Source organism: Citrobacter sp. S-77, assembly GCF_963864895.1.
Classification (GTDB): Bacteria; Pseudomonadota; Gammaproteobacteria; order Enterobacterales; family Enterobacteriaceae; genus Citrobacter; species Citrobacter murliniae.
Map to the genome: position 1 here is coordinate 2,646,475 of NZ_CAWLWU010000002.1, position 12,225 is coordinate 2,658,699.

The 12,225-nt window shown below is 50.9% G+C and carries 12 protein-coding genes; 6 read left to right on the plus strand and 6 right to left on the minus strand.

The genetic code is table 11. The features are described 5' to 3' along the window. Positions 1–79: 79 nt before the first annotated feature. Complete coding sequence (locus AACS05_RS13170; protein ID WP_045443861.1) at positions 80–1,813, plus strand: potassium/proton antiporter; 1,734 nt, start codon at positions 80–82, stop codon at positions 1,811–1,813. A gap of 62 nt (positions 1,814–1,875) precedes the next feature. Here AACS05_RS13170 and dadX read toward each other — a convergent pair whose 3' ends face one another. Continuing rightward, on the minus strand, positions 1,876–2,946 hold the full coding sequence (gene dadX / locus AACS05_RS13175) for a catabolic alanine racemase DadX (protein WP_045443863.1): 1,071 nt from the start codon (positions 2,944–2,946) through the stop codon (positions 1,876–1,878). 12 nt (positions 2,947–2,958) lie between these two features. Then, positions 2,959–4,257: a D-amino acid dehydrogenase gene (locus AACS05_RS13180; protein ID WP_045443866.1), complete on the minus strand. Its 1,299-nt coding sequence runs from the start codon at positions 4,255–4,257 to the stop codon at positions 2,959–2,961. A 322-nt stretch (positions 4,258–4,579) separates the two neighbouring features. Here AACS05_RS13180 and AACS05_RS13185 point away from each other — a divergent pair, with 322 nt between their 5' ends. Then, entirely contained in the window at positions 4,580–6,112 is a 1,533-nt protein-coding gene (locus tag AACS05_RS13185) for a SpoVR family protein (RefSeq protein WP_045443867.1), read from the plus strand. Positions 6,113–6,166: 54 nt separating this feature from the next. On the opposite strand, the gene fadR is transcribed toward AACS05_RS13185, so the two are convergent. Continuing rightward, positions 6,167–6,886, minus strand: coding sequence for a fatty acid metabolism transcriptional regulator FadR (gene fadR, locus AACS05_RS13190; protein WP_045443868.1), 720 nt, complete (start codon positions 6,884–6,886; stop codon positions 6,167–6,169). Positions 6,887–7,123: 237 nt separating this feature from the next. On the opposite strand from fadR, the gene nhaB reads away from it, so the two are divergent. The 3 genes from nhaB to AACS05_RS13205 all read left to right on the plus strand — a co-directional run bounded on the left by nhaB (position 7,124) and on the right by AACS05_RS13205 (position 9,791). Continuing rightward, positions 7,124–8,668: a Na(+)/H(+) antiporter NhaB gene (gene nhaB / locus AACS05_RS13195; RefSeq protein ID WP_045443873.1), complete on the plus strand. Its 1,545-nt coding sequence runs from the start codon at positions 7,124–7,126 to the stop codon at positions 8,666–8,668. Between the two features lie 141 nt (positions 8,669–8,809). Next, a complete protein-coding gene (dsbB, locus tag AACS05_RS13200) occupies positions 8,810–9,340 on the plus strand; it encodes a disulfide bond formation protein DsbB (protein WP_045443875.1) in 531 nt (176 codons plus the stop codon). A gap of 109 nt (positions 9,341–9,449) precedes the next feature. Next, positions 9,450–9,791 carry a DUF1971 domain-containing protein gene (locus AACS05_RS13205; RefSeq protein WP_045443877.1) on the plus strand — a complete coding sequence of 114 codons (342 nt, stop codon included), beginning with the start codon at positions 9,450–9,452 and terminating at the stop codon, positions 9,789–9,791. Between the two features lie 29 nt (positions 9,792–9,820). On the opposite strand, the gene AACS05_RS13210 is transcribed toward AACS05_RS13205, so the two are convergent. The 3 genes from AACS05_RS13210 to AACS05_RS13220 form a co-directional block, all read right to left on the minus strand. Continuing rightward, positions 9,821–10,267, minus strand: coding sequence for a YcgN family cysteine cluster protein (locus tag AACS05_RS13210; RefSeq protein ID WP_045443879.1), 447 nt, complete (start codon positions 10,265–10,267; stop codon positions 9,821–9,823). Positions 10,268–10,359: 92 nt separating this feature from the next. Next, entirely contained in the window at positions 10,360–11,019 is a 660-nt protein-coding gene (locus AACS05_RS13215; protein WP_045443881.1) for a fumarylacetoacetate hydrolase family protein, read from the minus strand. A 69-nt stretch (positions 11,020–11,088) separates the two neighbouring features. After that, complete coding sequence (locus tag AACS05_RS13220) at positions 11,089–11,382, minus strand: YcgL domain-containing protein (RefSeq protein WP_045443883.1); 294 nt, start codon at positions 11,380–11,382, stop codon at positions 11,089–11,091. Positions 11,383–11,508: 126 nt separating this feature from the next. On the opposite strand from AACS05_RS13220, the gene minC reads away from it, so the two are divergent. Further along, the gene (minC, locus tag AACS05_RS13225) at positions 11,509–12,216 is read left to right on the plus strand and encodes a septum site-determining protein MinC (protein WP_045443885.1); all 708 of its coding nucleotides are present in this window, start codon (positions 11,509–11,511) and stop codon (positions 12,214–12,216) included. Positions 12,217–12,225 lie beyond the last annotated feature (9 nt).

Sequence of the window (12,225 nt, forward strand, 5' to 3'; positions counted from 1 at the left end):
TAAGTAAAACGCTGTTTCTGTCGTTATTATGTTAGGGTGTTATTAATACGAAACAGCGTAATTCAGGAGTAAACGAACGTTGGATGCCGCAGCAATTATCAGCCTTTTTATTTTAGGTTCCGTCCTCGTCACTTGTAGTATTTTACTCAGTTCATTCTCATCACGCCTTGGTATCCCTATTCTGGTGATATTTCTCGCTATCGGTATGTTGGCGGGCGTGGACGGTATTGGCGGTATTCCTTTCGATAACTACCCTTTCGCTTACATGGTGAGTAACCTGGCGCTGGCGATAATCCTGCTCGATGGCGGGATGCGAACCCAGGCCAGCTCCTTTCGCGTTGCGCTAGGTCCGGCGTTATCGCTGGCAACCATCGGGGTGTTGGTTACCTCAGGGTTAACCGGCATGATGGCCGCATGGCTGTTTCATTTGGATCTTATCGAAGGGCTGTTGATTGGTGCGATTGTCGGGTCAACTGATGCCGCGGCAGTCTTCTCTCTGCTCGGTGGTAAGGGACTTAACGAACGTGTCGGTTCCACGCTGGAAATAGAATCAGGTAGCAACGATCCGATGGCGGTATTTCTGACCATCACACTTATCGAAATGATCCAAAACCATGAGACCGGCTTAAGCTGGATGTTCGCGGTGCATATTATCCAGCAATTTGGTCTGGGTATCGCACTCGGTCTCGGCGGTGGTTATCTGCTGTTGCAAATGATTAACCGAATTTCGCTGCCTGCCGGACTCTATCCGCTGCTGGCGTTGAGCGGTGGGATCCTCGTTTTTGCCGTCACTACCGCACTCGAAGGAAGTGGAATTCTGGCGGTCTATCTGTGCGGATTTTTGCTTGGCAATCGCCCTATTCGCAACCGGTTTGGTATTCTGCAAAACTTTGACGGCCTGGCCTGGCTGGCGCAAATCGCGATGTTTCTGGTGTTGGGACTGCTGGTTACGCCGTCCGACCTGCTGCCAATTGCAGTGCCGGCGCTGATTTTATCTGCCTGGATGATTTTCTTTGCCCGCCCGTTGTCAGTGTTCGCCGGGCTGTTGCCGTTTCGGGGCTTCAATCTGCGCGAGAGAATTTTTATCAGTTGGGTTGGCTTACGCGGCGCGGTACCGATTATTCTGGCCGTATTCCCCATGATGGCCGGGCTGGAAAATGCGCGGCTGTTCTTTAACGTCGCGTTCTTCGTGGTGTTGATCTCGCTACTGTTTCAGGGCACGTCACTTTCCTGGGCCGCGAAAAAAGCCAAAGTGGTGGTCCCCCCGGTCGGCTGGCCTGTATCCCGTATTGGCCTGGATATTCATCCTGATAACCCCTGGGAGCAGTTCGTTTATCAGCTTAGTGCAGACAAATGGTGCGTTGGTGCAGCATTGCGTGATCTGCATATGCCAGAGGAAACACGAATTGCGGCACTGTTTCGCGACAACGTGCTGTTTCACCCGTCAGGCAGTACCCGTCTGCGTGAGGGCGATGTTTTGTGCGTGATTGGCCGCGAACGCGACCTCCCGGCATTAGGCAAGCTGTTCAGCCAGTCACCTCCGGTGGCATTAGACCAACGGTTTTTTGGTGATTTTATTCTCGAAGCCAGTGCCAAATATGCTGACGTCGCGCTGATTTATGGGCTGGAAGATGGCACCGAGTACCGCGAAAAACAACAAACGTTGGGTGAAATTGTCCAGCAACTGTTAGGTGCAGCACCGGTTGTGGGCGACCAGGTGGAGTTTGCCGGCATGATCTGGACCGTTGCTGAAAAAGAGGATAATGCGGTATTGAAGGTCGGTGTGAGGGTGGCCGAAGAAGAGAGTGAATAACTGAACTGACCGTAACTTTCGTGGGCCGGATTAGCATAAATACCATCCGGCCATGTGTAAAGTTACACCGTCACAACAGGCACACGCAGCGCCAGCGAACACATTAACTCATAGCCCACCGTACCTGCCGCTGCTGCCACATCATCGATTTTGATCTCTTTCCCCCACAGCTCTACAGGCGTACCTATTCCTGCCTGTGGACACGGTGTCAGATCAACGGCCAGCATATCCATGGATACCGTTCCTACCGTACTGGTTCGCACACCGTCCACCAGCACTGGCGTACCGCTTGCTGCATGACGCGGATAACCGTCGGCGTAGCCGGTAGCCACAATTCCTATTCGCTGCTCACCGCTGGCAGTGTAACGCCCGCCGTAACCGACCCGGTCCCCCGCTTTCAGCGTCTGCACACCAATGATTTCGCTGCTCAACGTCATGACGGGTTTAAGACCTGTGTTGGCAATATCACGCCATTGCCCGGACGGAGATGCGCCGTACAAAATTATACCCGGACGAACCCAGTCAAAATGCGCTTCCGGGTGCCACAGCGTCGCTGCCGAGTTAGACAGCGAACGTTTGCACTCCAGTCCTTCCGTCGCCAGCCCGATCCGCGTCATCGCCTCCTGAATGCCATCCGGGTGTTCAGCATCCGCAAAATGTGACATCAGCGTCATTTGACCGACGTTAGGCATCGCCCGCAGCTGTTGCCAGACGGTCAATATCCGTTCCGGTAAAAAACCCAGTCGGTTCATGCCGCTGTTAACCTTCAGATAAACATCCAGCGGCGCGTTAAGGCGGGCATTCTGCAACGCCTTAAGCTGCCAGTTACTGTGTACACAGGTGGTCAGACGATACGTGTCATACACCGTCAGGTCTTCAGCATGGAAAAAGCCCTCCAGCATGAGGATCGGGCCTTTCCATCCACGCTCGCGCAAGGTTATCGCCTCTTCAAGATTGAGCATGGCGAAACCGTCGGTCGTTCCCAGCGCATTCCAGACACGTTCTATGCCGTGTCCGTACGCATTAGCTTTTACCACTGACCAGACGCGGGCGTCCGGTGCAGCCTGGCGCGCAATTGCCAGATTTTGTTTCAACGCCTGCAGGTCAATGCTGGCCAGTATCGGGCGGGTCATCTCGCGTCCTTATCAGTTATGTGCGCCGTGTAAATGCCGAGGACGTGACGGAGTAAATCCAGGGCTGTAACGTGCCACGCTCAGGTCGTCGTACGGTATCGCGGGAGTGCGCCCGGACAGAATATCGCTCAGGAGCTGGCCTGAGCCACAGGCCATTGTCCACCCCAGTGTGCCGTGACCGGTATTGAGCAACAGATTCTTAAAGCGGGTACGCCCCACGACTGGCGTACCGTCCGGCGTCATCGGGCGCAGTCCGGTCCAGAAGGTCGCCTGCTCCACATGACCACCGCGCGGGAAGAGATCGCGCACCACCATCTCCAGCGTTTCACGACGCGGCTGTAATAACTCCGTATTGAAGCCCACAATCTCTGCCATACCGCCAACGCGAATACGGTTATCAAAACGGGTAATGGCGATTTTGTAGGTTTCATCAAGAATAGTGGAAACCGGTGCACCATTTTCCTCGGCAATTGGTATAGTCAACGAATAGCCCTTAAGCGGATACACAGGGATATCAACAATCCCTTTCAGCATTGCCGTGGAGTAAGAGCCAAACGCCATCACATAGGCATCGGCTTTGATGATTTCATCTCCGCACTGCACGCCGTATATCTGCTCGCCTTCGCTCAGCAGCTTATCAACCGGCGTGTTGTAGCGAAACTTAACGCCCGCCAGCTCCGCCATTTGCGCCAGCCGCTGGGTAAACAACTGGCAGTCTCCGGTTTCGTCATTAGGTAAGCGCAATCCGCCGGTCAGCTTATGCGCGACTTCAGCCAGCGCCGGTTCGACTTCCGCCAGGCGGTTAGCTTCCAGCAACTGATAAGGTACTCCAGCATCTTCCAGGACGGCGATGTCACGCGTGGCGTTCTCATACTGTTGCGCGGTGCGGAAAAGTTGTAACGTCCCACCCTGACGACCTTCATACTCAATGCCCGTCGTCGCGCGCAGTGCCTTCAGGCAATCGCGGCTGTACTCCGCCAGGCGTACCATACGACCCTTGTTTTCCATGTAATGGCTGGTGTCACAGTTACGCAGCATTTGCCACATCCATTTCAGCTGGAACTGCGTACCGTCAAGGCGAACGGCTAACGGAGCATGGCGCTGAAACATCCACTTAATTGCTTTTAGCGGTACACCCGGCGCCGCCCAGGGTGCGGCATAACCTGGAGAGATTTGCCCCGCATTCGCCGCGCTGGTTTCCAGTGCAGGGCCAGGCTCACGATCAATGACGGTGACATCGTGTCCAGCCTGACTTAAATACCAGGCGCTGGTCACGCCAACGACACCACTTCCCAGTATGACAACTCGCATAGCCACTCCGTTAACAGTAAAAGAACAATCTTCTAATTACATCTTGATAACTCAGTTGAAAATATTATTCAACATATGGCTTTTTTATGGTGACCTATCTCACACATAGCGGTGATTGCAGGGAACTCTCTGGTTTGGGATCTCCTGCTACGCGTTATTTTTATCCAGCATAAAATTTTGTGATTATTGCGTTTTTCGACTCCACGCTGATGAGATATCGCAAAGAAAAATTTTCTGCTTGAGCACGCTTTTTAACACCGTGTTCTATGCTTGAAATGAGGTACTCCAGACAGAGAGTGCCGCCAACAATGAGGGTGCGCGAATGGCTACGATTGATTCCATGAACAAGGACACCACACGGTTGAGCGATGGACCCGACTGGACGTTTGATCTGCTGGATGTCTATCTGGCGGAAATAGACCGCGTGGCGAAACTCTATAAGCTGGATACCTACCCGCACCAAATCGAGGTGATCACCTCCGAGCAGATGATGGACGCCTACTCCAGCGTCGGGATGCCGATCAACTATCCTCACTGGTCGTTTGGTAAAAAGTTTATTGAAACCGAACGTTTGTATAAGCATGGGCAGCAAGGACTGGCCTATGAGATTGTCATTAACTCTAACCCATGTATCGCTTATTTGATGGAGGAGAACACCATTACCATGCAGGCGCTGGTGATGGCGCATGCCTGCTACGGGCACAACTCCTTTTTCAAAAATAATTACCTTTTCCGCAGCTGGACCGACGCCAGCTCGATTGTCGATTATCTGATTTTCGCGCGGAACTACATTACCCAGTGCGAAGAGCGCTACGGGGTTGATGAAGTTGAAAAACTGCTCGACTCCTGTCACGCGCTGATGAATTACGGCGTTGATCGCTATAAACGCCCACAAAAAATATCATTACAGGAAGAGAAAGCCCGGCAAAAAAGCCGTGAAGAATATCTGCAAAGTCAGGTGAATATGCTGTGGCGTACCTTGCCGAAAAAAGAGGAAGAGAAAACCGTGTTTGAAGCGCGGCGTTATCCCTCTGAGCCACAGGAGAACCTGCTGTACTTCATGGAGAAAAACGCCCCGCTGCTGGAGTCCTGGCAGCGAGAAGTCCTGCGCATCGTGCGTAAGGTGAGTCAGTATTTTTATCCGCAGAAACAGACCCAAGTGATGAACGAAGGCTGGGCGACATTCTGGCATTACACCATCCTTAACCACCTTTATGATGAAGGTAAAGTCACCGAGCGGTTTATGCTGGAGTTTCTTCACAGCCATACCAATGTGGTATTCCAGCCACCGTACAACAGCCCATGGTATAGCGGAATCAACCCCTATGCCCTCGGTTTTGCAATGTTCCAGGATATCAAGCGTATATGTCAGTCGCCTACCGAGGAGGATAAATACTGGTTCCCGGATATTGCCGGTTCCGACTGGCTGGAAACTCTGCATTTCGCGATGCGCGATTTTAAAGACGAGAGCTTTATCAGTCAGTTCCTGTCACCGAAAGTGATGCGTGATTTCCGTCTGTTCACCGTGCTGGATGATGACAGGCATAACTATCTGGAGATTTCAGCAATTCACAACGAAGAGGGTTATCGTGAAATCCGCAACAGATTGTCGTCGCAATATAACCTGAGCAACCTGGAGCCAAATATTCAAATCTGGAATGTTGATCTGCGCGGCGATCGTTCCCTCACCTTACGCTATATCCCGCATAACCGCGCGCCGTTGGATAAAGGACGTAAAGAGGTGCTGAAACATGTACATCGTCTGTGGGGATTTGATGTGACGCTGGAACAACAGAATGAGGATGGGAGCGTTGAACTACTGGAGCGTTGCCCGCCAAGAATGAACGGTCTGTAAAATCTAATGCCGGATGACGCTGTCATCCGGCATTTAGCGATTAGCGATTAGCGATTAGCGGCCCTGAATAGCTAAATCACCCGGCAGATTCTTCTGCATACGATGCCAAATTTCACCACTATCGTGACCATAGCGGCGCACCGTTTCATATACCTGGTCATGAGAACCCTGCTCACACAGCTCTGACAGTTTACGGTAGAAATTCAGCGCCAGACCACGGGCTTCCGGGTTGGCAAAGTAATGACGGCCAATACGCGTATACAGCCCTTTCATTCCGTTCAGGATCAGACCATAAATCGGGTTACCGGACGCAAATGCCAGGCCGCGGAAAATGTTGTAGTCCAGATCGGCGAATGCGTCAGCATGATCGGCAACCTGATTCGCCGTCGCCAGAACGTCCTGCGCTTTGTCCGGATGCTGGCGGAACGCAGTACGAATAAAGATCGTCGAGATATTGGTTCGCACCGACAGCAAATTATCAATCAACTGCGGGACACTCTCATGATCGAGGCGCGCCAGCGTTTCCAGGATGTTCAGCCCGGACGTTTCCCAGAAATTATTCACTTTCGTCGGTTTACCGTGTTGAATGGTCAACCAGCCGTCCCGCGCCAGGCGTTGCAATACTTCACGCAACGTGGTTCGTGTGACTCCGATGAGTTCAGAGAGTTCACGTTCTGCGGGCAAAATAGTGCCAGGGGGGAAGCGGTTATTCCAGATACTTTCAATGATGTACTCTTCCGCGAACCCCGCCGGGCTTTGCGCCTTAATGACCATAGTAATAATTCCATTACACAGCAAAACATAGTTACAGTTATCATACCAGACGGGTTACATAGCTGATAGCTGACACCATGAAGAAAAAGTGGATCAAGGCTTCATTTTCCGGATAACGCTGAAGTACATCTGCCGCGAGGCGTCACGTGAAGAGCTTGCCTGCAATCCTTCGTCCCGCTAAGCTTTGCGGTCAAACATAAAAACATGATTTCATTTTTATAGGTAAGGGAAACTGCCATGGAGCTCTCCTGGAGTCGCGCGTTGTGGCGCAACTTTTTGGGCCAGTCGCCAGACTGGTACAAACTCGCATTACTTGTCTTCTTAATCGTTAATCCGGTCATATTTTTCATCAACCCGTTTGTCGCTGGCTGGTTACTGGTTGCTGAATTCATTTTTACGCTGGCAATGGCGCTAAAATGTTATCCGCTGCTACCGGGTGGGCTGTTGGCCATTGAAGCCGTGATCATCGGCATGACCAGCGCCGCACATGTTCGCGAAGAGGTTGCCGCCAATCTGGAAGTGTTATTGCTGCTGATGTTTATGGTGGCAGGCATCTACTTTATGAAGCAGTTGCTGCTGTTTATTTTTACCCGACTGCTGCTCAGCATCCGTTCCAAAATGATGCTGTCGCTGGCTTTTTGTGTTGCCGCAGCCTTCCTTTCCGCGTTCCTTGATGCATTGACTGTTGTTGCAGTGGTAATAAGCGTGGCGGTAGGTTTTTATGGCATCTACCATCGCATCGCCTCTTCCCGTGGTGAAGATAATAATATGCTCGATGACAGCCATATCGATCAGCATAATAAAGCCGTGCTTGAGCAGTTCCGCGGTTTTCTGCGCAGCCTGATGATGCACGCGGGGGTCGGTACAGCGCTGGGTGGCGTGATGACCATGGTGGGAGAACCGCAAAACCTGATTATCGCTAAAGCAGCGGGCTGGCATTTCGGTGACTTCTTCCTGCGCATGTCGCCAGTAACCGTCCCGGTATTGATTTGTGGACTGTTAACCTGCGTACTGGTCGAGAAATTACGTTGGTTCGGCTACGGTGAAACGCTGCCAGAGACGGTACGTGAAGTCCTGCAGCAGTTTGACGATCAAAGCCGCCTGCAGCGCACCCGCCAGGATAAAATTAAACTGATCATTCAGGCGATTATCGGCGTCTGGTTGGTGGTCGCCCTGGCTCTGCATCTGGCAGAAGTCGGGTTGATTGGCCTGTCTGTTATCATCCTGGCAACCTCTTTAACCGGTGTAACCGACGAGCATGCCATTGGGAAAGCATTCACCGAATCGCTGCCGTTCACCGCACTGCTCACCGTATTTTTCTCTATTGTTGCCGTGATTATCGATCAGCAACTCTTCGCGCCGATTATTCAGTTTGTTTTACAGTCATCAGAGCACGCACAGCTCACCCTGTTCTATCTCTTCAACGGCCTACTCTCTTCTATCTCCGATAACGTTTTTGTTGGGACAATTTATATCAACGAAGCGAAAGCGGCGATGGAACACGGAACAATCAGCCTTAATCAGTTTGAGCTGTTAGCCGTAGCGATCAATACCGGCACCAACCTGCCTTCCGTCGCCACGCCTAATGGTCAGGCGGCTTTTCTGTTCCTGCTGACCTCCGCACTGGCACCGTTGATTCGACTTTCCTATGGCCGCATGGTATGGATGGCTCTGCCTTATACGCTCGTTCTGACACTGGTTGGGCTTCTCTGCGTGGAGTTTACGCTCGTCCCGGTGACCGAGTGGATGACACAAACAGGCTGGTTAGCCACACTTTCATAGCAATTCACCGGGCAAATCACTGCCCGGTTTGACTTTTTGCATGATAATTATCCAATTACACAATATTTCAATTGTCGCTAGTGGCGCTTAAATTGAATTGGTTTAAACTGCGGTCTCTACGCATGTTGCAGGGAAATTATTATGTTGCGATTTTTAAACCAGTGTTCCCGTGGTCGTGGGGCATGGTTATTGTTGGCACTCACCGCTTTGGCTCTGGAACTGGTCGCGCTGTGGTTCCAGCACGTTATGCTGCTTAAACCTTGCGTGTTGTGTATTTACGAACGTAGTGCATTATTCGGCGTGATGGGTGCTGGAGTGGTGGGGGCAATCGCGCCGAAAACACCGCTGCGCTACGTAGCAATCATTATCTGGATTTACAGTGCATGGCGCGGCCTGCAGTTGGCGTATGAACATACGATGATTCAGCTTCACCCGTCACCCTTTATGACCTGTGATTTTGCCGCGCGTTTCCCGAGCTGGTTACCACTGGATAAATGGCTGCCGCAGGTATTCCTCGCATCCGGTGATTGTGCTGAACGTCAATGGTCCTTTTTAACCCTGGAAATGCCGCAGTGGCTATTGGGGATTTTTGCTGCTTATCTCATTGTCGCCGTGCTGGTGTTGATTGCTCAGCCGTTTAAACCGAAAAAACGCGACCTCTTCGGCCGCTAACAGAACGCTCCTCCGGGAGCGTTTTTTTTACCATAATGTCGTTGCCTGGTGGCATTTATAAGATGTATATTAAATACATCTTATAAATGCCACACCAAGGAGATGTCTTATGTCCCACTTACGCATCCCGGCAAACTGGAAAGTTAAACGCTCTACACCCTTCTTTACTAAAGACAATGTCCCTGCAGCATTGCTTTCTCACCACAACACGGCAGCAGGTGTCTTTGGACAACTCTGCGTGATGGAAGGAACGGTAACCTATTACGGTTTCGCCAATGAAGAAGCGACAGAACCTGAGGTGAAGGTAGTTATCAATGCCGGTCAGTTCGCAACCAGCCCACCGCAGTACTGGCATCGTGTTGAATTAAGTGACGATGCACAATTCAATATTAATTTCTGGGTTGAAGATGACAACCACGGAGATGAGATGTATCAGGCGAAAAAGTCTTAATCTTCAACGCCTGCTGATCAATGGGCGGTTCATTCCGCCCATGAAGGTTTGTTCAAAATATGGTCCTGCCAGTCATACACTTCCGATTCTTTCACTGCAATATGCCGTACCGAAATGCGTTCACCATGCATTGCCGCTTTAGAACCTGTCAGCAACGGGTGCCAGTCTGGTAACCCCTTACCTTCCGCTAACAGACGATAGGCACAGGTCATCGGTAGCCATTCAAAAGTCGGGAGATTATCACGCGTTAACTTAATACAATCAGGCTCATATTCGAATCGGCGTTCGTAATTACGGCACTGGCAGGTTTTAATGTTGAGCTGACGACAGGCGACGTTGGTAAAGTAAATTTCGTCGGTGTCCTCATCCATCAGCTTATGCAGACAGCATTGACCACACCCATCACATAATGACTCCCACTCGGCATCGGTCATTTCATCCAGGGTTTTGCTTTGCCAGAAAGGTTTGTCGCTCATCAGGGTATCCGCTATTGCAATAAAGCTGCACCTTATAACCAGTCTGGCACGCTGATGCAAGTTTTGCCGCCCGAAAAGGCGGCAAGAAGAGATTACAGCACTCGGGTCGTGAGAGTCTGACCATGGAAACTAATAGCCAGCTCATCGCCACTGTGCAATGGCCCAACACCTTCCGGCGTCCCCGTCAGCACAACATCACCCGCTTTAAGCGTGAAGAAACGGCTCATATAGGCAATCAACGGGACAATTTGATGGATCATATCCGCTGTGGAACCGTGCTGACGTTTTTCACCGTTTACTGTCAGACCGAGCTGCGTATTTTGCGGATCGCCGTTAAATTCCGAAACAGGAATAAAGCCAGACAACGGACAGGAGTTATCAAATCCCTTCGCTTTCTCCCACGGCTGACCCGCCTTCTTCATTTTGCCCTGAATATCACGCAGGGTCAGATCCAGAGCCACACCATAGCCAGCGATGGCTTTGCGCACGTGCTCTTCCGTCGCCTGGCGCAGAGTCGAACCAATCAGCACCGCCAGCTCAACTTCGTGGTGAACAGATCCCATATCCGCCGGGATCACCAGCGGCTGACGCAGATCGCACAGTGCGGTTTCAGGTTTTATGAACAGGACCGGTTCATCGGGCGTTGCACTACCCATCTCTTTAATATGCTTTGCATAATTGCTGCCTACACAAACCACTTTACTTACCGGGTAATCCAGCAGAGCACCATGCCAGTTGTGATGTTGATACATTACTTTCCCCTAACGTAGTCATTGATTTCATAAACTGCATCGATGGGACACGCTACTGCCGGATACAGTTTAAGGTTTAACGTCTGGTGTATTTTGTTTAACCACAGACAGATGCTGTTTGAGTAAATCTTCTGGCGGTGGCGGTAATTGTAAATAATAGCCCTGCTCAGTTAACGCCTGTTTTACTTTTTCAAGATCGGCGTTGACGAGTTTTTTACGGCCATCAAGCGGTAAAATCATTGCCAGCTTCGGTTGACCAAATCCTTTCATCAGTTCTTCAGGAACGCGTGAGAAATCGTCTTTTTTTTCGACATATAAATAGGTCTGGTCACGTTTGCTGCTTCGGTAGATCACACAAAACATATCTTTTACTCTGAATTCAGGGAATGGTGGCTTGCCTCAATATAATACTGACTATAACATGCCTTATAGTCTTCGGAATATCACCCCGCGCTGGGGATGATAAATAGCAAATTGAGTAAGGCCAGGATGTCAAACACGCCAATCGAGCTTAAAGGCAGTAGCTTCACCTTATCAGTGGTTCACTTGCACGAAGCAGAACCCGAGGTTATTCGTCAGGCGTTGGAAGACAAAATCGCGCAGGCACCTGCTTTTTTAAAACATGCTCCCGTGGTGATCAACGTCAGTGGCCTTGAAAGCCCGGTAAACTGGCCGGCGCTGCAAAAAGTGGTCGCATCTACCGGCCTGCGTATTATTGGCGTCAGCGGCTGTAAAGACGCCAAACTTAAGGCTGAAATAGACGAATTGGGTCTTCCTTTACTCACTGAAGGTAAAGAAAAAACCATCCGTGCCGCGCCAGTTAATACCCCGGCCCCTGCCGCGCCACCACAAAACGTTACTCCCATCACAAAAACGCGATTAATAAATGTACCGGTTCGTTCCGGTCAGCGTATTTATGCACCACAATGTGATCTGATTGTTACAAGCCACGTCAGCGCAGGCGCTGAGCTTATCGCTGATGGTAACATTCACGTGTATGGTGTGATGAGAGGCCGTGCACTGGCGGGCGCCAGCGGTGACCGGGAAGCACAAATTTTTTGTACCCATCTGACGGCAGAACTGGTGTCTATCGCAGGTGTATATTGGCTGAGTGATAATATCCCAGCAGAATTTTATGGCAAAGCGGCTCGTCTGCAATTAGCAGAGAACGCTTTGACAGTTCAACCGTTGAATTGATCCCTTTTT